General features: G+C 38.9%; 21 protein-coding genes and 1 pseudogene. 12 read left to right on the top strand and 10 right to left on the bottom strand.

Annotation, left to right across the window (positions count from 1 at the left end):
* Window positions 1–8: 8 nt before the first annotated feature.
* The 5 genes from PS1M3_RS14205 to PS1M3_RS14185 all read right to left on the bottom strand — a co-directional run bounded on the left by PS1M3_RS14205 (window position 9) and on the right by PS1M3_RS14185 (window position 5,972).
* The gene (locus tag PS1M3_RS14205; protein WP_008128679.1) at window positions 9–905 is read right to left on the bottom strand and encodes an efflux RND transporter periplasmic adaptor subunit; all 897 of its coding nucleotides are present in this window, start codon (window positions 903–905) and stop codon (window positions 9–11) included.
* A gap of 70 nt (window positions 906–975) precedes the next feature.
* Window positions 976–2,268 carry a TolC family protein gene (locus tag PS1M3_RS14200; RefSeq protein ID WP_008128677.1) on the bottom strand — a complete coding sequence of 431 codons (1,293 nt, stop codon included), beginning with the start codon at window positions 2,266–2,268 and terminating at the stop codon, window positions 976–978.
* A gap of 450 nt (window positions 2,269–2,718) precedes the next feature.
* Window positions 2,719–3,363 carry a class I SAM-dependent methyltransferase gene (locus PS1M3_RS14195; RefSeq protein ID WP_008109690.1) on the bottom strand — a complete coding sequence of 215 codons (645 nt, stop codon included), beginning with the start codon at window positions 3,361–3,363 and terminating at the stop codon, window positions 2,719–2,721.
* Between the two features lie 99 nt (window positions 3,364–3,462).
* Window positions 3,463–4,362 (bottom strand): cation transporter, encoded by a 900-nt coding sequence (locus PS1M3_RS14190; protein WP_008109692.1) that lies wholly within the window; start codon window positions 4,360–4,362, stop codon window positions 3,463–3,465.
* A gap of 449 nt (window positions 4,363–4,811) precedes the next feature.
* Window positions 4,812–5,972: an IS30 family transposase gene (locus PS1M3_RS14185; protein WP_203984430.1), complete on the bottom strand. Its 1,161-nt coding sequence runs from the start codon at window positions 5,970–5,972 to the stop codon at window positions 4,812–4,814.
* A 126-nt stretch (window positions 5,973–6,098) separates the two neighbouring features.
* On the opposite strand from PS1M3_RS14185, the gene PS1M3_RS20085 reads away from it, so the two are divergent.
* A complete protein-coding gene (locus tag PS1M3_RS20085; protein ID WP_239104462.1) occupies window positions 6,099–6,326 on the top strand; it encodes a hypothetical protein in 228 nt (75 codons plus the stop codon).
* Here the strand turns inward: PS1M3_RS20085 and PS1M3_RS14175 are convergent.
* Window positions 6,320–7,500 (bottom strand): IS3 family transposase gene (locus tag PS1M3_RS14175; protein ID WP_086007400.1). Its coding sequence is split into 2 segments (ribosomal slippage): window positions 6,320–7,242 and window positions 7,242–7,500, totalling 1,182 coding nucleotides; the frame shifts between segments, so codons are not numbered across the junction. The two genes, PS1M3_RS20085 and PS1M3_RS14175, sit on opposite strands and share 7 nt — an antisense overlap.
* A 131-nt stretch (window positions 7,501–7,631) precedes the next feature.
* Here PS1M3_RS14175 and PS1M3_RS14170 point away from each other — a divergent pair.
* Window positions 7,632–8,198, top strand: coding sequence for a P-loop NTPase fold protein (locus tag PS1M3_RS14170; protein WP_239104461.1), 567 nt, complete (start codon window positions 7,632–7,634; stop codon window positions 8,196–8,198).
* 43 nt (window positions 8,199–8,241) lie between these two features.
* Window positions 8,242–9,389 (top strand): IS3 family transposase gene (locus PS1M3_RS14165; RefSeq protein ID WP_203985073.1). Its coding sequence is split into 2 segments (ribosomal slippage): window positions 8,242–8,479 and window positions 8,479–9,389, totalling 1,149 coding nucleotides; the frame shifts between segments, so codons are not numbered across the junction.
* Here PS1M3_RS14165 and PS1M3_RS14160 read toward each other — a convergent pair.
* Window positions 9,346–10,086, bottom strand: a complete 741-nt coding sequence (locus tag PS1M3_RS14160; RefSeq protein ID WP_239104460.1) for a hypothetical protein — start codon at window positions 10,084–10,086, stop codon at window positions 9,346–9,348. The genes PS1M3_RS14165 and PS1M3_RS14160 overlap by 44 nt on opposite strands.
* 286 nt (window positions 10,087–10,372) lie before the next feature.
* On the opposite strand from PS1M3_RS14160, the pseudogene PS1M3_RS14155 reads away from it, so the two are divergent.
* The 3 genes and pseudogenes from PS1M3_RS14155 to PS1M3_RS14145 form a co-directional block, all read left to right on the top strand.
* Window positions 10,373–10,630: pseudogene (locus tag PS1M3_RS14155) on the top strand (PhoH family protein); the annotation flags it as partial.
* Between the two features lie 66 nt (window positions 10,631–10,696).
* On the top strand, window positions 10,697–14,488 hold the full coding sequence (locus PS1M3_RS14150; protein WP_203985071.1) for a PAS domain-containing hybrid sensor histidine kinase/response regulator: 3,792 nt from the start codon (window positions 10,697–10,699) through the stop codon (window positions 14,486–14,488).
* On the top strand, window positions 14,472–15,371 hold the full coding sequence (locus PS1M3_RS14145) for a diguanylate cyclase (RefSeq protein ID WP_203985064.1): 900 nt from the start codon (window positions 14,472–14,474) through the stop codon (window positions 15,369–15,371). Before PS1M3_RS14150 ends, PS1M3_RS14145 begins: the two co-directional genes overlap by 17 nt.
* 37 nt (window positions 15,372–15,408) lie before the next feature.
* Here PS1M3_RS14145 and PS1M3_RS14140 read toward each other — a convergent pair whose 3' ends face one another.
* Window positions 15,409–15,789 carry a DUF3192 domain-containing protein gene (locus PS1M3_RS14140; protein WP_203985056.1) on the bottom strand — a complete coding sequence of 127 codons (381 nt, stop codon included), beginning with the start codon at window positions 15,787–15,789 and terminating at the stop codon, window positions 15,409–15,411.
* Between the two features lie 261 nt (window positions 15,790–16,050).
* Entirely contained in the window at window positions 16,051–16,995 is a 945-nt protein-coding gene (locus PS1M3_RS14135; protein WP_008128005.1) for a D-2-hydroxyacid dehydrogenase, read from the bottom strand.
* A gap of 102 nt (window positions 16,996–17,097) precedes the next feature.
* Between PS1M3_RS14135 and zntR the strand changes: the two genes are divergently transcribed.
* From zntR to PS1M3_RS14110, 5 genes are all read left to right on the top strand, one after another.
* A complete protein-coding gene (zntR, locus tag PS1M3_RS14130; protein WP_203985054.1) occupies window positions 17,098–17,508 on the top strand; it encodes a Zn(2+)-responsive transcriptional regulator in 411 nt (136 codons plus the stop codon).
* Window positions 17,495–18,574 (top strand): SO_0444 family Cu/Zn efflux transporter, encoded by a 1,080-nt coding sequence (locus PS1M3_RS14125; RefSeq protein WP_203985052.1) that lies wholly within the window; start codon window positions 17,495–17,497, stop codon window positions 18,572–18,574. Before zntR ends, PS1M3_RS14125 begins: the two co-directional genes overlap by 14 nt.
* A 134-nt stretch (window positions 18,575–18,708) precedes the next feature.
* Window positions 18,709–20,217 carry an ISNCY family transposase gene (locus PS1M3_RS14120; protein ID WP_203983756.1) on the top strand — a complete coding sequence of 503 codons (1,509 nt, stop codon included), beginning with the start codon at window positions 18,709–18,711 and terminating at the stop codon, window positions 20,215–20,217.
* Between the two features lie 292 nt (window positions 20,218–20,509).
* On the top strand, window positions 20,510–21,646 hold the full coding sequence (locus PS1M3_RS14115) for a 1-acyl-sn-glycerol-3-phosphate acyltransferase (protein WP_033019396.1): 1,137 nt from the start codon (window positions 20,510–20,512) through the stop codon (window positions 21,644–21,646).
* A gap of 103 nt (window positions 21,647–21,749) precedes the next feature.
* The gene (locus PS1M3_RS14110) at window positions 21,750–21,995 is read left to right on the top strand and encodes a DUF1289 domain-containing protein (protein ID WP_138739856.1); all 246 of its coding nucleotides are present in this window, start codon (window positions 21,750–21,752) and stop codon (window positions 21,993–21,995) included.
* On the opposite strand, the gene PS1M3_RS14105 is transcribed toward PS1M3_RS14110, so the two are convergent.
* Entirely contained in the window at window positions 21,992–22,690 is a 699-nt protein-coding gene (locus PS1M3_RS14105) for an ABC transporter substrate-binding protein (protein ID WP_058433140.1), read from the bottom strand. The two genes, PS1M3_RS14110 and PS1M3_RS14105, sit on opposite strands and share 4 nt — an antisense overlap.
* 124 nt (window positions 22,691–22,814) lie before the next feature.
* Between PS1M3_RS14105 and PS1M3_RS14100 the strand changes: the two genes are divergently transcribed.
* Window positions 22,815–23,018, top strand: coding sequence for a DUF3283 family protein (locus PS1M3_RS14100; RefSeq protein WP_006793205.1), 204 nt, complete (start codon window positions 22,815–22,817; stop codon window positions 23,016–23,018).
* Window position 23,019: the final 1 nt, after the last annotated feature.

Here is a 23,019-nt window from a genome sequence, read left to right as displayed (position 1 = left end):
TGCGTCTCCTAATCGTCGTCTTCTACTTCAGATTTCAATATATCTGCTTTTATCAGATAACTGTTTTTGTTTACATATTCAGTGTCTTTACTGAGGCCACCAATAACCTCGATATAGTTCTTATCTGAACGTCCTAATACAAGCGGTGCAAATTCGTACTCTTCATCTTCTTTAACAAATACACCTAATTGTCCACCTAGCTCTTGGATAGCAACTTTCTCAACGGCTAAATCCACCTTGAATTGATTTATTTTGACGTTGCCTTTTAATAATTGACCTGACGTTAGCTTTAACTCAGTGTTGTTTAATCGTACCCGTGCCAATACATAAGGTTGGTCTTTAGCTGGAATAATATTAGTGATGACTGAACTGAATGCGTGTTCACCTTGCTCAATATCAACATGCTGACCGACTTTGATTTGATTATATTGGCTGGTAAACACCTTAAATTCAGCCCACAAGGTGTCAAAATTGACGATTTCAAACAAGCTAGTGTTTTGCGTGATACCGCCAACATTTCCATTTCTCTGTAAAACTACCCCAGAAACAGGGGACGTTATTTTATAGGTATTTAAGCTTTCGTTAGATTCAATAACGGCCAATAGATCTCCTTTTTTTACCTTATCACCAACAGTGGAGTTAATTGTCTTTATAACGCCGTTATATCTAGCGCCAACTTGAAATAATTGTTCAGCGCCTATCGTCGTAGCGCCGTATACAGGGATAGTTTGGTTCAACGTTTTTGAAGCTAAATAGGCTGTTTCAACACCAAGCCTTTTTGCCATGTTATTGTTTATTTTGCTAATGCCTTCTTCGCCTTCATGTTCATCTTCACTAGCGATAACACTTTGAATGGGTGATAGATACCCAATAAAAATCAATAGTGCGAGTAAATAGTTTTTCATTTTGAATTCCTAAACGATTCAGTTAATAACTGAATCAATAAATTGTTATTAAACTTAAAGTGATGTTTATTTAGAGTGACAGCGCTTCGTTTGTTAGTTTTTCTATCTCTGCGCCATAAATTAGGGCAGCAGATGCCGCATCAATGAGGGTTCGCCGAGCATTTAACAGCTCTTGTCTAGCCGATACATAATCAAGATATCCATATCGACCTTTTTGATAGGCGTCTTGAGTATCTTCCAGTGCATCTTCAAGCATTGGGATAACCGACTGCTTTAATGAATTAGCTGTTAATATGGCTTGTTTTCTATTGGAGTATGCTCGTAGTAAGTGATTTCTAAACCTCAACTTAGTCGCCTCTTTCTCTATGGCAACTTGGTCACGCTCTGCTAGCGCACTAGCGATTGCACCAGAATTTCGCTTTTCAGCAAACAAAGGTAAGCTAAAGCCAGCGACCAGTACCGTATCATTGACTTCTTGAGAGCGCCTAACACCAACAGACCATTTGATATTGGCCGTTGACTCTGTTTTAGCCAACTGTAATTCGGCCTCTTTTAGTCGCTGCTCACTTGCATAAACTTGAATAGCAGGGTTTTTCTCTAATTTCGCAAAGAGACTACTAAAATCACTATCATTGCCAAACTGAAACAGATCTCCAGTTACTCTAGAGAATGACACTGATGTTTCTCCCCAGTAAGCTGATAAAGAAAGCTTTAGATATTCCAAGCGCTTTTGTTCAGATTGAAGGGTGAGGTTAGCCTGAGCAATAACTGCTTTTGAGCGTTTCACTTCAGCCTCAGGAGTAGCACCTGCGCGGTTACGCTGAGATACAATCTCTAACGTTTCTTGTGCTAAGCTCAAAGCATTTTCTGCCAATATAACTCTTTGTTGGGCTGCAAGTACTTCCACGTACTTCTCAGTGACTTGAGCCATTAAATTAAGCGCAGAGACTTCTTTCTCAGCATTGAGTAGTGCTCTTGATTTTGAAACAAGTCCAATCCGCGCTGAGCGTTTATCTCCCATTTCGATAACCGAAGATAGAGCGACTGTTAATTCAGCACTGTCGAATGCATTAAATTCACCTGAGCCTGCAAAGTTCTCAGCTTCAACTTCTAGTTCATAAGCAGGATTTAAACTTGCTGTTTGTTCTTGTCCTGTTAATGCGGTTTGTTTGAAATCAAATATTTTGAGTTCAGGATTTTGTTTAAGCGTCCACTGAATTGCCTCTTGAAGATTTAACTGCTTTTCAAAGGCATAAACATTAAATGTAAAAAGTGACAACGCGAGAAACGCGATATATTTAAGCCGAGGTGTTACACACCTCAAAATTGCTATCTTGCGATGCACACAGGTATTAAGTGCCATGTATACTTTCCTATAAATTTATATGTTTTTTTCGGTCATTAACATTTGACCTTTCATAATTTTCTATAAAATTTAGGCGTATTTAGGTGGGCGGAATGGCACCGAGATATAGCCTTTTAGCTCAGGAGAAACTAAGGCGTAGGTAAGGAAATATTCTATTGTTTGTAAAATGTTACAAGAATAATCTGCATTTAAAAATAAGTGACAACAGCAACAAAAATTACAATTATCAATTGAAGTGTTGCTATTACTCACCTCAAATATATTGGAGGTTTCTGGAGATTTTAGCGGGGTAATAGACTCAGTTAGTGATGTATTAAAAGAACTTTCAATTAAGTTTACTTCAAGCTCTTCTAGCGAAAAAAACACAGATTGCACCGCGATTAAAATCATTATCACGTATGATATATATGGTTTAAAATATGACGGACGCATTAGGTTCATTGTTATCTAGTTCGCTTCAATCAGTCTGATAGTTCCCAAAGTCGTTGGGACTATGTTTAAATCTGAAACATGAGTAAACCCTGATTCAACCTCTAAAGAAGGAAGGACTCCATCTACATTATCTTTTGTAGTTTCAAAACCATCTAATAACTGAACGACAAAGAACAATATCCGTTGAAATATTGAAGTCGGCTTTCCCCAGTCAGCAATTAATAAAATGCCACCCGGTTTAAGTACCCGACGAATTTCAGTTAATGTCGCACGCTTAGTTGAACGGCTTAAGTGATGAAAAAACAAACTTGAAACTACGATATCAAAGGAATTATCACTAAAAGGCATTTCTTGTCCAAAGCCCTGTCTAAAAGAAATATTAAGATCCTTGCCTATAACTTTTTTCTGTGAAATATCTAAAGCGGTTTGGTCTGCATCTAAGCCTATTACGGTATATTTAGGTGATTTTTCAGCTATTAATTTTGTTAGCGTTCCGGTTCCACATCCAACATCAAGTAGGTTGTTTCCTTTGACGTTGGCAACTTTATCTACAATCAGTTTTTTAAAAAATGCTTCTCTCGTGGTGATAGCAACGAGGCTGTCATAAAAATTAGTTAACCAATGAAATCGTAATGGCGGAATGTAGGCATTGTTTTTCATAACTTCATTTCCCTTTAGCCGTTTGAAGCAGACTTAAACTAGCTATAAAGATGCTATTAATGGTTTTAAAATTTAAATAAATAGCCATGATGAATTTGTTTAATACTTTAGCTGTAAGATACGGCGAGCACCGTTTAAAACTACAACAGCAATAATCAAACCAATCACTAAATCTGGATAACGGCTGCTTGTTACTGTAACTAAAAAGCCAGCTAAGATTACCCCAACATTTGCAATAACGTCATTTGCGGAAAAAATCCAGCTTGCTTTCATATGAGCGCCGTCTTCTTTATTACCAAATATTAAAAATAGACAAGCAATGTTAGCGATTAGTGCTATTCCACCAAATATCATCATTAAAGAAGAGATCGGTTCACTACCGTAAACAAAGCGTCTTACGACTTCGCTCAAAGCACTTAGCGCTAGAATAACTTGAAGCACACCAGATATATGTGCCGCTCTAAGTTTCATGCTGATACTTTTACCTACCGAATAAATAGCCAAACCATACACAGCAGCATCAGCAAACATATCTAATGAGTCTGCAATTAGGCCAGCAGACTGTGCAATCAACCCAGCAATTACTTCTATAAAAAACATGACTCCATTAATGGCTAACAACCATTTTAGGGTTGATGCTTCTTTCATCTCATTTTTTTGGGCTAGATCTTTTGCTTTTGCAGCTTCGGTGCTGCAACTTTCTTTAGTTGATGCCAACTCTGCACCGAGATTGAGTTGTTGTAATTTTTTTGTTATCTCATCTAAATTTTCATCATGAAAAACCTTGACTAAACGGCTAGGAATATCAAATTGCAACCCAACTGAAGGCTCAATTGAGTCAAGTGCTAACCTAATCAATCTCTCTTCTGAAGGACAGTCCATTTGAGGTACTTTAAATGTACTGACAAACGCGCCACTATAGTTATCTAATTGTGTATCAATTTTTACATCTTCATTGGTAGAAGATGATTGACACTGACCACTACATTTTTCTGACATATTTAACATTCCGTAATAATATTAAAATAAGTATAAAATCTATAGTGGCTATAGAGTCAAATAAAAATTATTCAATATGAAAAGTTTGGGAAGTAACTCAAATAGCTATTCCAAGAAAATAATTGTTGGGGGGTAGTGACAGCAAACACTGCTAACATTATTTGGACTGCCCGTTTTATACCGATGTTTATCAAAGATAAAAAATAGAAGAGCTATCTAGATAGAATAAATTAACCGATGATCCTAATTCCACATTAAAGTCGCGTTGGTGTGTTACTAATTGTACAGAGGATCTAAAACAAGATTTAAATTTAAAAGTAAGAGCAACGACTATATTGTTGGAACACTTGTCATGAGATACGCTAAGCCTAATGTCCGGTTTCGTATCAAAGTGAATTTTAGCTGAAGTAATTTTGTACCATCGTTTACGACTGCTTCAGGCTGTGAGTTCAACCACTCGATGCAACACACTGATTAAATCGCTCCGCAGGTGTTTCGTATTCTAGTGTTTTCCGCGGTCTCTCATTAAGTTGTCTGGCAACTTGGTTTAATCTTATCTGAGAATGCTCATTTAAGTTAGTTCCTTTTGGAAAATATTGTCTTAATAACCTATTTGTATTTTCATTGGAGCCGCGTTGCCAAGGTGATTGTGGATCGCAGAAATATACTTGAATATCTGTAGCTAGAGTAAAGTCTTTATGATTAGTAAGCTCACATCCTCTGTCCCAAGTTAATGATTTATAAAGCTCTGCTGGCAACTTATTAGCTTGTTTAATCAACGCTTCGATTACTTGCTTTGTTTTATTACTAGGTACTTTCACTAACATTACATACCTAGAGTGCCGCTCAACTAGAGTCGCGATAAAACTGTTTCCTGAGCCTTGGATCAAGTCTCCCTCCCAGTGGCCTGGAACAGCTCTGTCTTCAACATTTGATGGCCTTTCACTAATTGGTACAGCGTCAACTATCTTTCCTAACCCTTTACCTTTAAGAGTGGCGTGTTTTGATTTCCTGACTACCCGCTGCGTCCTTAAGTGTTTTTGTAGCTCTTTTTTTAAGGCGCCGCGGGTTTGTATATATAGGGTTTTATATATTGTTTCGTGCGACACATTCAAATCCTCATTATTGGGGTATCTCCGCCTAAGCCAACCAGAGATTTGCTGAGGTGACCATGCAGATTCTATCTTTTGAGCAATGATTAAACATAATTCTTTGTTGCCATACAGCTTACAAGGCTTAGGGCGTTTGGCATTTTCCCAGGCAACTTTGTCAGCTTTACTCGCTCGATATTTTTTAATCCCGCCGTGGCGGTTTACTTCACGGCAAATAGTGGAAGGTGAGCGATTAAGGTATCTCGCTATTTCTCGAAGTGACTTACTTGCTGCTAACCCTCGTGAAATGTCTTCTCGCTCTGCAAGAGTTAGTGTTGTTGGTGAGCGTTTGGGCTCAAGCGGCCGAACACCACCTGTTTTATGGATAATACCTAATATAGATGAATGGTATCGATCAAATAACCTTGCTATATCATGCGCACTATCACCGCGCTGATATCGATCCCAAATTAACCTTCTTTGTTCTGCATTATAATAAATACGCTTTCTCTGTTTCATGTAAACGCTCCTTTAAATAATAATAAGGATAGCGTTGCATTCACCAGTTGAACTCACAGCTCAAATCTGACGAAGATTTCCTAGTACTCACCCAATCTGGCTTGATGAGAAATAATCTCAAACATTATGCGTAGCCACATATTCGCTCAACTTGAGCGGGATCTTATAAAAGCCAGAACCACAGAAGGTCGTGAAGAGGCTAAAGCTAAAGGCAAACACATGGGCAGATTGCCTGCTTTATCAGACAAACAAGCGAAAGAATTATATAAAGATAAATTAAATGGTGAATCGATCTCTGCATTAGCGAAGAAATATTCTGTTAGCCGCCCCACGGTTCACTGTAGTGGTCAATAAAATTTGGCCACAGCTTTAGAATCTTGGTATCTAACCTCAGATTCATTTGGCGCTAAACCGGCATTATAATGATGTGGCCTAACGTTGTTGTAATACCCGTTGATATAATCACTCACACTATATTTAGCATCTTTAAAGTTTTCGTATCCAACCTTTGGCATCCACTCCGTTTTAAAGCTTCTAAAAAATCGCTCCATTGGCGCATTATCCCAACAATTTCCGCGCCTGCTCATACTTTGTGTAATTTTATAGCGCCATAAACGTTGACGATATTTTAAACTTGTATAATGACTACCTTGGTCTGAATGAAACATCAGTCCACTTGGCTTACCTCTGCTTTCATACGCGAGTTCAAGCGCTTTTAGCGTTAAGTTAGTATCTGGCGACAACGACATTGCCCAACCAACGACTTTACGTGCAAACAAATCAACAACGACCGCTAAATAGGCCCAGCGATTGCCTGTCCAAATATACGTCACATCACCGCACCACACGGTATCTGGCTCAACAACATCAAATTGTCTATCAAGCAGATTTGGAATTTCAAGGTGCTCATTACCACCGCGTTTATATGAATGTTGAGGTACTTGGCAGCTTTCAAGCTTTAATTTAACCATTAGCTTAGCAGCACGATAACGACTCAATTCAAAATCATTGTTCGTTGCTATTGCCGCGATTGTCCGCGCCCCAGCTGAGCCGCCGCTCATTGCATGTATGGCTTTAACTTCAGCTTCTAGCCTTATTTGCTCTGGCGTCGGCGTTGTATCCCGTATAGCCCAATATTTATAGCTGCTACGATGCACATTGAATACGTTACACAGCACGCTAATTGGGTAACGCTCTCGTTGATTTAGTTTCTCAATTAACGAGAATTGTTCAGGGAGTCGGACATCAAGAGAGCGGTAGCCTTTTTTAATATATCCTTTTCTAATTTAATGCGTTGGATTTGCTTTTTAAGTTCGCGGATTTCAATTTGTTCGGGCGTCATTGGTGAAGCAGATGGTGTCTGGCCACTCCGCTCTTGCTTTAATTGAGTAACCCACTTACTGACGGTTGATTTACCCACCCCCATCGCTTTGGCTGCTTCTTCTTGAGTATAACTTTGGTCAACTACAAGCTGAGCTGTTTCTAATTTGATTGCCGCAGAATACGTTGCGCGTTTTAATTTCGTCATTTTTTCACCCAAATTTGTATGCTTATTAGCATAACATTTCTTTCTTAATGGGTGGCCAAAATCACTGTACCACTACACACCGAACTATTGAAAGAATGGAACAAAAGAAATAATAAATAAAAGGAGACGTTATGTGGTCTGATAAAGAATCAAAAATTGATTTCTTAAATTTTAATGAAACGGCTGAGTCAATAAAAGATCTTATAACAGAAAAGGAGTTAATGCCTATTAGTATAGGCGTTTTTGGTGATTGGGGCGCTGGAAAATCGACGATTCTTGAACTTACTAAGGCTTCTCTGGAAAGTGATGAACAAGAATATATCCAAGTACATTTCGATGCATGGACTTTCCAAGGGTATGATGACGCTAAAGCGGCGTTACTAGAAACAATTGCATCTACTTTAGTTAAAAAAGCAGCAGACGATAAAAATCTCAGTGCAAAAGCAAAAGAGTTTGCTGGACGAATAGATAAGATCAGACTGATGGGATTGCTAATGGATGGTGGTGCAGCATTAGCTGGTATACCAACTATGGGTGGTATACAGAAGATCATGGGACTATTCAGTGGTGGTGACGATGGTGAACTGGATGTTGATGATGTAAAGGATGCTGTAGACGGTGCTAAAGATGTTGCTAAGAAAAACAAAGGTTTGATCAAAGATAATAAATCATTTTCTGGACTTCCCATAGTTTGCTAGACACCCAAAGAGTTACATTGTAACTTCTAATTAGAGGTGTTTTATGAGCAAAGGCAAACGGTATACCCAAGAATTTAAAATAGAAGCAGTTAAACAAATAACTGAACGTGGTTATTCAGTTGCTGAAGTATCAGAACGATTAGATATTTGTACCAAAACGTTATATCACTGGCGAAGCCAGTTATCAGAGAAACCCAAACAAACCAAATCATCAGATGAACAACTAAGGATCGCCAAACTTGAGGCCGAGCTAAAACGTGTCACGGAGGAACGCGACATTCTAAAAAAGGCCGCAAGGTACTTTGCCAGCAACCCCGAGTAAAGTACGCTTTTATTCGTGAGCATCAAAATGAGTTTTCTATTGCTGCGATGTGTAAACTCTTTAAGCTACACCGCAGTGGCTTTTATGCGTGGTTAAAGAAGCCATTGAGTGACAGAGCAATCGAAGATAATCGTTTGCTTAAGCTTATTAGAGAGTTTTACGTTGCTAGTGGTGGCACTTACGGTAGTCCTTGGATACACGCAGATTTACGTGAAGCTGGTGAAAAATGTAGTGTTAATCGCGTAGCTAAGATCATGCGCCAACATAAACTCAAAGCGCAAATAGGTTATAAACGTCGCCATATTAAAGGCGGTAAAACATCGCGCATTGCAGATAACTTGCTAGCTCGTCAGTTTAATCCTCCTGCGCCGAATCAAACTTGGGTAAGTGATATTACTTATGTGAGAACCTATGAAGGATTCTTGTATGTAGCAACTGTCATGGATTTATTCTCTAGGCGCATCGTAGGCTGGTCGATGGATAAAAACATGGACAAGCACTTAGTAATTAAAGCATTGCTCATGGCAGTTTATCAGCGCCAACCCAAAGCTGACGTAATGGTACATAGTGATCAAGGAAGCCAGTATGGTAGCGCTGATTACTTAGCCTTTATGAAAGAACATAACCTTGTACCCTCAATGAGTCGAGCTGGGAATTGTCACGATAATGCAGTTGCTGAAAGCTTTTTTTCGACGATTAAAAAGCGAATAGTTAAGCGTAAGATATATTCGACAAGGGAAGATGCGAAAGCAGAGATATTTAATTTTATAGAAATGTTTTACAATCCGAAAAAACGTCACTCGCATACAGGCGGTGTTTCACCTGCTAAGTTTGAGGAAGCGTATTTTTCTGAGTTAGAAACTGTCTAGTAAAAGCTGGGAAGTCCAGTCCACCTAACAAGGCACACTGCAAATAAAGTTTATAAGTCTCTTTTTGAGCTGTATTCGTCTCCAGTAACTGTTTAAGTTCTTTTGGAGAATATGGTTGTAGACCTTTGTCTGGTGAGTCTTCTTTTTGTTTCAATGTATTTGGAATGCTCAAATTACTGACCCATTTCCATAAGCCCCCAGAACGATTGTTGCTGGTAGGTAATTGAAACAACGAACTGACACCTGATTTAGCTTTCGATTTAATACGTACCTGTTTGTATTCAAGTGAGAAGGGGAGGCTATCTATAGCTCCGCGCTTATGGCTCCATATATAGAATGCTTTAACAGCTCTAATTCGTTCTTGAGCGCTGTTAAAGCTTATGCGTTTAGACTTATCTTTGGTTTCGACTCTTTCACATAAATGTTTGTGATATCTCCACACAGGTAACCTAGAAATATCATCATCTACAGATTGTTTTGAAAGTGGTGCAGCTATTACTTCAAAATAGGATGCATCATCTTTATCCAACCAATCTAAGAAAGCTTTTAAGCGCTTAGCTATACTGCGAACAGACTTAACATCTAATGGCTTTCCCGGTTGGCTGGCATGATAAGCGTCACTAAAAGCCTCATTGTCTATTTGATTCTTTTTGAGACTGAAATGACCTTCAAAGCGGTGCATTAAAAATAAGTTCATTTCTTGGCATTCGGTGAAGCGAGTCGGGTGATATAGCACTGGAAAATTAGGTTCTATTTTATCGTGCCTATATGAGTGAGTTCAGATGCCTTTTTCAGTCTTAATAGGTTGCCCTGATTTATCGAGGTGAAAAGACATTCCTTTTCCAAAGTTGACTGATGTTTTAATTATTTTAGTTTTTGTTGTATTTCGAAGTATCATTTTCGTTCACCTTTGATTCTTAGCTAGAGTATGTGTGTAAAAACTTTTTTGTTCAAGTTTATTGGGGGTATGATAGTATTATATCAATTCGGGGGTGATTTTAGATGAAAGTCAAAATTTAACAGCGTCTCAACTTAAAACCATTATTACTCGTTGCGGAGAAGGCACCAAGCTCATTTGCACCGGTAATTTAGCGCAAATAGACAGTAATTATTTAACGCCAGTCACATCAGGTTTAACCTACATAGTAGAACGTTTTAAAAACTTTGAAGGCAGTGCAACTATAAATCTTAATGGTGTTGTAAGGAGTCGGTTGGCTTCATTTGCAGAAGAGAATTTATAACTTGCGCTTAACTATTTGGCTCGATAGTCTAATGATTGATTTTCGGGCCAAATGGCAGACTGCACGTTGAATTTTTTACCTCTCAAACATTATTATCGCTCTTTAATTGTTGCCCTGTTGGTGCCTTTAATCGTTGCTTTTTTACTGTGTTTACATCTTTACAATATCAAGCTTGAGCGCACAGTAGAAAAACGTGACGCTGATTTTCTTAATATATCCGCCCAAATAAATCATGGCATGCAATCAATCAGTGATTTAATGGCTAATATGCTTAACTTATACGAGCAGCCTGCACTGAGTCTTGCTAATCGTAATTTATTTGAAGGTATTAATCAGTATGAAGGTTATTACTATCGCCATTTTACTCAACAATGCACCGAGATTGTAGGTAAAGGGGATTTTAATCTTTCACCAAATGAACTTTCAAAGTGGCAACAGTTAGTTAAATTAGGTCCTTCGTTTAATACAACTCTGGCACTTATGCAGTCGCTTAGCGCCGTTGCGTATGTTGATGAAAATGGCGCTGCATTTGTAGCGAGGCGCAATAAGAGCAAGAGTTTATTACTAACAGAGATTCTTGAAGGGCGATTTAAACCAGACTTTTCAGGCAGCCTTTTATCTTCAAGCCCGATTGTAAATATAGACGGGAAGGCTTACTACTCAATCGGACGCCAGCGAGAACTTGGCTCGCGTGATTATATTATCGTTATTTACGATGTGGAGGTTATTTCTGCCTGGCTAAAAAAAGTTACGCCAAATCAGGGAGAATATATATTTGTTAATCGGTTTGATCAGGTTGTTGCAAGCACAAAAAATGCAATAGCTGAGGGGATCACACTTAAAGAATACTGGCCTGAAATGGCGGCATCACAACAAAAATTAACGGTGTTAACCAGTGGCACAAACTTTTTTATGCAGCCAAAAAGCAACCTCCCAATACATGCTGCATTTTATGAGTCTAAATCCGGTTTTGTAAATGTTATTCGGTATGAAATTTTACTCGAGTTTACATTTTTAACGCTGTTTCTAAGTTTAATGTTTTGTGTGTTCTTTTGGTTAAGTCAGCGCATATTTTTAAAACCTATGACACATCTCATGCATTACTTAGAGCAAAGCAATAGCGACAACAGCAAAGAGTCTAATTATCAAATCCCTATTAATTGGCAGCCATGGTTCACTAAAATAAAACTAGTATTTGCTAAAAACAGACAACTAGTCGATTCGCTGCAAGATGTAAACCGAGAGCTTGACGAAAAGCTGCAATTGCAATCAGAAAAACTAACACGCAGTTATCAAGCTAAAGAGCGACATTTAGCTTTACTAAACACAATGTTAAATAGTGTTCCAGATTTCATATATTTTAAGAATATTGATGGGTCTTTTTTAGGGTGCAACAAGGCATTTGAAGCGTACATTGGATGCGATCAAAGCGCGCTAGTGGGTAGGCGTATACAAGATATAACGGACGAATACGAACAAATAAGTATTCTTGAAAAACAGGTTTTACAAAATCGCAGTAATGTTCAGCAACGCGTTGATACAGATGATAAGTCTTACCAACTGACGATTGCGCCTTTTTACAATGAGCAGCAGCACTTGTTAGGCACAATGGGGATCGGTAGAGATATAACAGAACAGCAGCAAACTTTACATGCACTAAAAGCGTCTGAGTCTAAATTTAGAAGTGCTATTGAATTTGCTGCAAACGGTGTTGTGCTTCTTTCGCTTGATCAGACTATATTGCAAGTAAACAAAGCAGCAAGAAAACTATTTACTGAGCAAGATGTGTTGGTAGGTGAGCAACTTAAACTGCTATTTGATGATAGTCAGTGGCAAGAAATTAAAACAAGACTAGCTCAGCTGCTTGATGATAAGAAAGAGGTTTATCATTTAACATTAGCACGAGGAAATTTGACTAGCTGGCTTCAACTCAGTGTATCGCTCGTGTGGGATGAAAAGCGAGATCCTTCGTATTATGTTATTCACTTACAAGATGTGAGTGCATTAACTAAAGCTAAGCACAATGCTGAGCGCGCAACCCTCGCTAAAAGTCGCTTTATAGCTAACTTAAGTCATGAAATACGTACTCCTTTGAATGCGGTGTTAGGTTTGCTTGACATGCTTATAGAGCAAGGGCTTACGCAAAGACAAATTCAGCAAACAGATCAAGCTAAGCAAGCTGCGCAAAGTTTACTCTTAATGCTCAACCGCATGCTCGATTTTGCCAGAGTTGAAAGCGCACAGGCTGAGTTAAAACTAGCCCCATTTACGGTTGTGGAACTTGTTGATATTTGCGATAGCTTAACAGGGCCCTTGTGTGAGCAAAAAGGGGTTGAATTTATTATTGATGTTGACCCTTTAATTGCACCTAGTTTGATTTGCGATAGTATAAGACTACAGCAGGTGTTGGGTAATTTATTAACTAATGCTGTTAAGTTTACTCACAATGGTAGGATTACCTTAAAAATGGAGCTAATTGAGGGAGATAGTACCGAGCAAGCGATCTGTTTTAGTGTAAAAGATACTGGCAGCGGGATTAATGAGGCTGACCAATTACGTTTATTTGATGCCTTTACACAAGGCGATGAATCATCAACACGCGCCCATCAAGGTGTAGGGTTAGGGTTGGCTATTGTAAAACATGCTGTATCTCTTATGGGCGGCGAGATAGCCGTAAACAGTGAAAAAGGCCTTGGTTGTGAGTTTTATTTCAGCATTAGTTTACAGGTAGACGATACAAAAAATCAGCTGTTGCCTGTTGATGCTCTGGCTATTATATCCCAGCGAAGCCGAGCTTTAAAACGCGCTGTAGCAGCCTATTCAGAGTTAACCAGTATTGATTTAGATGAAGCATTGAATTACCCAATCAAACTTTCGGGACGTAATCAGCTTATTGTTGATGAAGCTGATTTACCTGAGCTATTAAGTGTAAAAGCAATAAATGACTCGCTTACTTCACACACTGTATCGGTCATTATCGTTAATCATCAGCTAACCTTTAGCTCATCTATGAGTAAAGGCTTATTAGCGCAGCATGTTAAAGCATCTGCACTTGGACAGCGATTATTTGATTTAAGTAGTGGTTTTGCATTAAAGCAAATTGCAAGTGACGCTAATATACAGGCACAGCAACCGAGTAGAGAGGTGTCAGGTTTACTGATCTTGGCAATTGATGATAATAAACTAAACTTAGAAATTATAAGTAGTGTTTTAGAAAAAGCTAATGTAAATGTTGTAACCTCAACCAATGCATCTGATGGTATGGAGCTGCTACAAGTTTTAAAACCAGATCTGATTTTAATGGATGTGCAAATGCCGCATATAGATGGTTGTCAAGCTACTACGTTGATTCGTCAACAGTTTGACGATAAGCAATTGCCTATATTTGCATTGACAGCCCATTGTGAGCCTGCGGATATAGAGCGTTCGTTAAAATGCGGTATGAATAAACATTTAACAAAGCCCGTTGTAGCAAAAGTACTACTTGATGCTATTGCAGATATGCAGATCACTAAAACGGTATTTTTTGATAGGGCATTTGCCTTAGCTCAATTTAGCGCTGATGAGGCGTTACTTAATACTATGATTGATAAATTTGCTAGCCTATGTGAGACCCAATTACAACAAATTGACGAATGTACCGTTAAAGGTGAATTGGTACGTTTAGTGCATAGTATCAAAGGAGTATCGGGTAACTTGGGTTTTAAGCGGTTATCGTCTTGTGCGCTTCAGTGCGAACAAAGTCTTAAAGCAACCAATGACCCTGAAGATCAAATCATAAAAGAGCTTATTATGCAGTTGAAGCAGGTTATTGTATTTATTAGAGGTTTGGAGGCGGTGGATGTCAAAAAAAGCTAAAGTGCTTGTAGTTGACGACGATCCACTTAACAGGTTAGTGCTTGAAAAAACGTTGTGTGAAGAGCATGACGTGTTTTTAGCTAAAAGTGCAGAAGAGGCACTCGCTTTTGTAAGAACTACGCAGTTTGATTTGATTTTGCTTGATATTGTAATGCCCGTTATGAACGGCTTTGAACTTATTGTTAAGTTAAAAGAAAATCCTATTACCCAGGCTATTCCAGTTATTTTTATTTCTGCTAATCAAGAGCATGCTGATGAATCAAAAGGATTAGAGCTAGGCGCGATGGACTATATTACTAAGCCATTCAGTGCTTCTATTGTTAGAGTGCGAGTACGAAATCAATTACTGATAAAACAAAAAAACGATTTACTTGAAATGTTAGCGTCCATAGATGGATTAACCGAAATACCCAACAGACGCTACCTTGATGAAAATTTGTCTCGAGAGTGGCGAAGAAGTAAACGAGGGGGCTCGGTGCTATCTGTACTGCTAATGGATATAGATTACTTTAAACGATACAACGACACATATGGCCACAGAGCCGGTGATGAATGTTTAAAAAAAGTAGCACAATCTTTATTGGCACAATGTAAACGTGGAAGTGACTTTATTGCCCGCTACGGTGGGGAAGAGTTTGCGGCTATTTTACCTGATGTATCTAAAGAGGAAGCAATTGCGTTTGCAAATAAGCTTAGAAGCGCTGTAAACAAATTAAATATAGAGCACAAAACATCGTTAAATGCACAATGTATAACTATCAGTATTGGCGTTGCAACCATGGAAGATGGCCGCTCAACCTCAGAGCATTCATTATTAGAAGAAGCTGACTTAGGGTTGTATGAAGCAAAAGAGGCTGGCCGTAATAGAGTGGTCGCTCACTAATAAAATAGGCCAGTAACGTTACTGGCCTTTTTGTATTTTAGTGGCTAACCATATTTAATGCGCTGTCACCAATACCGACAAGTTTATCGTTTTTGAATACAAGTGGCGTACACTCATCTTTAGTCATTTTACCATCAGAATGAATGCTATGAGTTGCATAAAATAAGACTTGATACACATCATCCCCTTTTTTTACTAACTCTGTAAAATTAGGGGTTTTAAGTGTTGTTAATACCGACTGGTAGCTGCTATCCATTTTTAATTCAGAAATCGCTTCGCGATTATTTTTGTGCTTAGTTTGCCAGCTAGTTGAGTCATTACCTGCCCAGTGCGTTTCTGCTTCACCATCAGATACGGCGATAACACAACCCGTTAAAAATGGAGTAATAAGTGCCGCTGCTAGTAGAGATTTATTCATTTTTGTATGTACCTTAATCATTTTTACTTAATTATTAATGATAGTAACGCAAAGTATACGCCAAGTTTAAATTTTATTTATAATCAATTGCTTACGTTGTGTGTGGTATTTAGTTAATTTTAAAAAATAAAAAAATTGGTAAAAACAGCCACTTTTTAGTTTATTTAACCCAAGCAATGATTAAGGTATTTACTATTCAGAGCTCAGGTTACTTGGCTAAGGTGAGTATTAAACTAAGCGGCTACGAGGCTAAGGTGAGTATTAAACTAAGCGGCTACGAGGCTCCCCTTGTTTGAATGCTTTAATATTTAAACTTACCTCTTTAACTAATCGCACAATTGATTCGGTGCTTGCCCACGCAATATGCGGCGTTAGCAATAGGTTACTCCCTTTATAATTTGCCAGTGGATTTGAAAGCTCAGCAGGCTCTTTTGTTAATACATCAACGCCTGCGCCAGCAATTATATTTTGCTCTAGTGCACTGGTTAAATCCGCCTCATTAATAATACCGCCTCGTGCTGTGTTAATTATGATGCAGCTTGGTTTCATTACTTTAAATTCGTTTAAGGTAATTAAATTGCGCGTTTCTTCTGTTAACGGGCAGTGCACACTAATTATGTCTGCGGTTTTTATGGCTTCGTCAAAAGGCGTTCTGCCATCGCGGCATGGTGCGCCTTTGCGCTCAGACATAACTACATTTGCACCAAAAGCCTCGGCTACATTTGCAACAGCCTGTCCTAGTGTACCACCGCCTATGATTGTTAGTGTTTTGCCTTGTAAATCATTAAAACTGTAGTCAAGACGGCAAAACATTTCACTTTTCTGCCAAGCACCTTGCTGACAATCAGCTTGATATCGGTGTGTATTACCTAGCAGGTTTGTGATTAAAGAGAAGGTATGTTGAACAACCGAAGGTGTTGAATAACCTGCAACGTTTGTAACTGCAATGCCGTGATCTTTTGCAGCCTCTAGATCAACATTATTAGTTCCCGTAGCACTCACGCATATTAGTTTTAGATTTTTTAGTTGGCTAATTGTTTCGCGGTTTAACACGACCTTATTGGTAATTAAAATATCAGCCCCTTGGCTATGCTCAACAACTTGCTCTGGGCTAGTAAGTTCGTAGGTTTTAAGGCTCCCTAGTTGCTCTAAACAGGCAAGTGATGTATTTGCTAATGTGGCGTTATCGAGAACAGTAATTTTCATGATGTGTCCTAATTAAATAAAATAATTTTAATACTTGACCTTGGTGCGTGCTCTAAGGTTTATAGTTGGCATCAGTTGAGAATATACTCATTGGAGAAACAAATGAAAATAGGTGAGTTTGCAAATCAGTTAGGTGTCTCAACAGATACCCTAAGATACTATGAAAAACACAATTTGTTAACGCCATCAAGTCGAACCGAGGCAGGTTATCGCGATTATGATAAGGCAGCTCTCAAACAAATGAAGTTTATTTTGCGTGCTAAAAATGTTGGTTTTAGCTTGTTAGAGATCAGAGAGTTATTGCAAATTAAATTTAAAAAACACCAGCATTCGTGCCATGAAGTGAAAGATTTAACGATACAAAAACGCGATCTAGTTGCAGAGCGTATTGCTGAGCTAACACGTTTTCATCAATCGCTATCGATACTGGCAGATAAGTGCTGTGGTGGACAAGAACCCGCTTATAACTGTTCAATATTAACAACCTTGGAGGACATCGATGGACTTACTTAATAATTTTTGGCAGTTATTTTTACTATCTGCCCCTTGGTTAATGCTTGGGTTGCTGATTGCTGGGTTTTTAAATGTATATTTACCGGCAAATTTTTTAAATAACCATTTAGGTAAAGAAGGCTTTTTGACTACAGTGAAAGCGGCTTTAATTGGTGCGCCAATGCCTTTGTGTTCATGTGGTGTTATCCCTGCTGCAATAGGCTTGAGACGCGCCGGTGCTTCAAAGGGTGCCACGACTGCGTTTTTAGTGTCGACGCCTGAAACGGGGGTTGATTCTGTTTCAGTATCGTATGTGTTATTAGGTCCGTTTATGTCTATTATTCGCCCCATAGCTGCTATCTGCAGTGCTATTGTTGCAGGTGTGTTAGTTGGGCGAGATACCGATAGGCTGCAGACTAAGCCTGCGGCAGGTGCTCAAACAAAAACCAGTTGCTGTGCGTCTAAAACGGCAGAGCCTAAAGTTCAAACCAGTTGTTGTGATAAACCAAACAAGGCATTACAAAGTCAATGGCAGAAAGTACAACAAGCGATAAGTTTTAGCTGCAATAAACTTCTGTCGGATACCATGGTCTGGTTAATGATTGGTTTATTCTTTGCCGCGTTGGTACAGACCTATGTTCCAGAGTCATTTTTAACACAGTGGGGCAGTGGCATTGTTGCCATGCTTGTGGTGATTTTGATCAGTATACCCATGTATATTTGTGCCACTGCTTCTACGCCTATTGCTGCAGGCTTGTTATTGAGTGGAGTATCGCCTGGAGCGGTGTTAGTGTTTATGCTCGCAGGGCCGGCAACAAATATTGCTACGTTAGGTGTTGTAGCTAATGAGCTTGGCAAGCGTGCTGTATTCGCTTATTTGACAGGGGTTATTGGGGTTGCATTGATTTTTGGGTTTTTAACGGATTATTTAGTAACTGAGTTTGGGTTTGTTGTTTCCCCGCAACTAGGTGAAGAGCATCAGGTGCTTCCATATTGGCTAAGCTTTATTTGTGGTGTAATTTTAATCGCACTTATTCTGCGTTTAGTTGTCATAGCATTACAAGCAAAGCGAAAGGTAACTTGTTAACACCAAGCGACTTTGTCGTATCTTAATTACCAAGCAATTCTGTCGTAATTGCTAATTACCAAGGGAAACTGTCGGTCTCTTTTTTACATGTTTGTTAGTGTTCTTGTTTTTGAATACTAGAAGGCATGTTGAGGATGATTGTGATGGATTCTAAAGCTCAACTAACCGTTGATATAATTGCCAAAGTGGTTGAAGGCAGAATAACAATTACCAATGCTGCTAAGTTACTCAGTAAGTCTAGACGTTCAATAGAACGCTATGTGAAGAGATATCAGAAAGTCGGTATTCAGTTTGTTGTGCATGGTAACAGTGGCAAAGCCCCATCCAACAAAACGCCGGTATCAATAAAAAAAGCGGTTCAAAAATTGATTCAGGAAAAATATTACGATTTGAATCTGTTGCACTTGGCTGAACAATTAGCTACGAATGAGAACATTGTTATTAAGCGTGAAACCCTTCGCGGTTGGGCACATGATATTCATCACGTTAAACGAGCCAAACGAAGACGTAGCAATGTTCGAAAACGCAGAGAGCGTATGGCAGCGCCGGGCTTAATGATGCAGATGGATGGTAGTCCCCATCGTTGGTTTGGCGATAAGAAGCATTGTTTGATTGCGATGATTGATGATGCCACCAGTGAAGTACATGCAGAGTTCTTCCCATCTGAAACCACCGCTGGTTGTATGAAAGTCATGCGAGATTGCATCGAAACTAAGGGCGTGTTTAAAACGCTGTACGTGGATAGAGCGGGTATCTTCGGCGGCCCTAAGCGTTGCAACTTCTCACAAATGCAGCGTGCATGTGAAGAATTGGGTATTGAGATTATCTTCGCCAATTCGCCTCAAGGTAAAGGCCGTGTTGAACGTGCCTTTGATACATTTCAAGACCGTCTTGTACCTGAGCTAAGGCTTAACAATATTAAAGATATAGCCAGTGCTAATGCATACCTGAAACATGTATTCATCCCACAATTCTGGCAGTCTAGAATTCAAGTGAAATCAAAGCAAGCGCCTGAATTTACACCATTATCGAAACACACCAACCTTGATGATATCTGCGTCATTAAAGACCATCGTAAGATCCGCAATGACCACACCTTCAGCTACGGTAACAAGTTCTATTTGATTGATTCACCGCTAAAACATTCCATAGCTAATCAGAAAATTGAGATCCGAAACACCAGCAAGAAAGGCTTCACCGCACACTTCGCAGGGCGGCAACTCAAGGTATCTGAAGTAAATGAGCCAAGTAAGCTTGAATCAGAAGACTTAGCAGTACAAAAGAAACTAGAGGTGTTGGCATTAATCGAAAAGCTTGGAAGTATCAGTGCAGCTTCACGACAAAGTGGCGTCTCACGAGACACTATTCACCGACACTTAAGACTGGTTAAGCAAGGCGGTCCTGATGCCTTAAAACGCCAAGAAACTCCCGATATAAGACATAAAAACTGTGTAGATAAAGCCATCGAAGATGCAGTCGTAAAATTCTCCGTTGAGCATCCCCACCTTGGTCAACAGAAAGTGGCCATCAAGCTGACTGAAGCCCTCGGTATTGATATTAGCGCAGGCGGTGTGCGTAGCATGTGGTTAAGAAACAATTTGAATACCACTGCACTGAGAGTTGCAAGGTCGCAAGCGTTGTAAGAATAGGCATAAATCATAGCCAGTTTAACAACTGGCTGATATGCTATTTACGACAAAGTCGCTCGGTAATTAGACCGACACAATCCCTTGGTAATCACAAAAGCGAAAGGTAACTGGTAAGAGCATTACTTAATTGTTTGTTATATATGTACTTTTTAGAGTGCTTGTAAGTTTTTATAAAAATGCAATAGCCTGACTTAGTTCGCATTTCAGTTTGCCTGAGTTATACTCAAACCAATAAAACAAACGGTACGTATTTTACGTGCCGTTTTTTAACTTTATAGATGCAGTAATGAGTGAATTAGAAGACAAGTACGCAGACATAAGACCTTACAACGACAATGAGGTTAACGCATCATTAGCGCGTTTAATGAGTGATGATGCATTTATAGATGTCATTGCTAAGTATAACCTACCGCGCTTTCTATCCGCAGTGCCATTTATTGCCCGCCCATTGGTAAGAAGCCAACTACGCAAAAAGTGGGGAAAAGTAACGAGCGTTGAAGATGTTCAAAATGAAGTTGCTACGTATTTAGATAAACTTATAAAACGCACCACGTCAAAAGTCACCTTTTCAGGTTTAGATAAATTAGATCCTAATCAAGCTTATTTATTTGTTTCTAACCACCGCGATATAGTGCTTGATCCTGCGCTTGTTAACTGGGGGTTATACCAACATAAAATGAAAACGGTACGAATAGCTATTGGTGATAATTTACTGCAAATACCCTACATAACAGAGCTGATGCGTTTAAATAAAAGCTTTATTGTTAAGCGCTCAGCTAAAGCCCCTAAAGAAATGCTAAAAGCCCTTACGCAATTGTCATCGTATATTTATGACTCACTAATGGGCGGGCACTCCATTTGGATTGCACAAAAAGAAGGGCGCGCTAAAGATGGCTTTGATCAAACCGATCCTGCATTACTAAAAATGTTGCAACTTAATGGCCGTAAGCAAAAGAAAGAGTTTGGTGAGTACATTAAAGAGTTAAAAGTTGTGCCTGTTTCTATTTCTTATCAATATGAGCCATGCGCTATAGCAAAAGCTAAAGAGCTTTATCATAAGCAACAACATGGTGAATATGTTAAGTCGGTAGGTGAAGATATTTTAAGCATTGTTGAGGGCTTTAGTACGGCAAAGGGCCATGTTCATTTAGCTTTTGGGCAGCCTATTGAGTCACAATGCGATAGCGCTGAGGAACTTGCTAACACTATTGACCAGCAAATAATAGATTCATTTTACTTACATCCAGGCAATTATATTGCTGGTGGTTGTAAAGAGTCGGTAATTAACTCTCCAGATACGGCAACATTTGAACAACGTATTGCGCAGGTACCTGAAGAGCTTAAGCCACTTGTATTGGCTATGTATGCAAAACCATTTCATCGTAAAGCACAAATAAATGTTAAAAGCCCTGAATCGCTTTAGCATTAAGTAAATAAAGTAAAAAGTAGCAATAGTATTGCTACTTTTTTTTTGTTTAAAAATAACGCTATACTGCAATTATGACCTTAACTAAGCGGTGTATGCTATGCAACAAATTGAAATATTTGATATTCCAAGTCCTTGTAAAAGTATTTGCTTAGTTAACAATAGAGGGTATTGCAAAGGGTGTTACCGTAGTCGTGACGAGCGATTTTTATGGAACTCTTTAACCAATGCACAAAAGAAAAAAGTTTTGAGCCTATGCCAGCAACGCTACAAGCGATATCTTCTCAAAAAACAGGAAGCAGAAAGTGCAACTAACACGGCAAAGCAGCACGGATTCGATTTTTAATCATACATATTGTATTTAGCTTTAAGCGCATAAGCCGTGCCATTGTTATGAAGTTTATTGAGTGCCGCTTCTAAGCCTTCAATTAGGTGCGCATTTTGTTTGTTTAAGTAATGATAAACAGGTGTTACACGTAGTGTCTCTTTTTGGTAGCAAACATCAGGATGCTGGATTGGTAGACTGTCAGATGCAAAATCGAGTAGCAATATACCTTTTACTTTTTTTTGAGTAAGCAGGTTTAGTTGCGTACTTATATTTTTTACTTCAATTACATTACCATCAAATTGCGTATTTTTTATGTACTGTGCTTGTATGGGGCAATCAGCTAAAATAGCGACGTTATCGAGCCGGTTTAATATGCTTTGCTGGCAGTTTTTATACAGTATTAATTTAAACTTGAACAATGGGTAGTTAACAGGCAGCAAATTAGGAAAATCTACCTCTATACTGTTGTCTCGACCCAACTGTCCGTCTAGTGTGCCATTATTAGCAGCGCGAAGAGCATTTTGGGGATTAAAATCGATAAGGTGTATTTCGTAGCCTATGTCCTTGTAGGCGAGTGTAAGAAGCTCAAGAACATAATTTGCTTGCGGTACGTTATCAGGGCGGTTAAATGTGAGCGTGTTTTGATTGCTAAAACATGCCGTGCTCAACATAAAACACGTTAATAGAAACAATACACTAAAGCGACTTTGCATTATCATTTCCAATTACTGCTGAGATAAATTAATAAGAGGCGTATAATAGCAAGGTGCTTGCTTTTTGCCCAGCATTGCAAGCTATGTATTACACCCTAAGCCATATAAAGAATGAGGAAATCCTGTGAGTTTTAACCTATGTTTATTACCACGTGAAGATAAGTACCAAATCCAGCTCGACTATGAAGCCTCATTTTGGGCATACCAAATTAAGCGTAATAAAAAAACACGCGAGCAAGTTTATAATACAATCCATAGCCGTCCAGTAGCAGAGCAAACGGTATTAAAACAAAAATTTGAGCAATATTTGGCACTAATGCTTAGTTAAA

The organism is Pseudoalteromonas sp. PS1M3, from assembly GCF_016865405.1.
GTDB classification, from domain to species: Bacteria; Pseudomonadota; Gammaproteobacteria; order Enterobacterales; family Alteromonadaceae; genus Pseudoalteromonas; species Pseudoalteromonas marina.
This window is presented reverse-complemented; position numbering and strand designations above follow the sequence as displayed.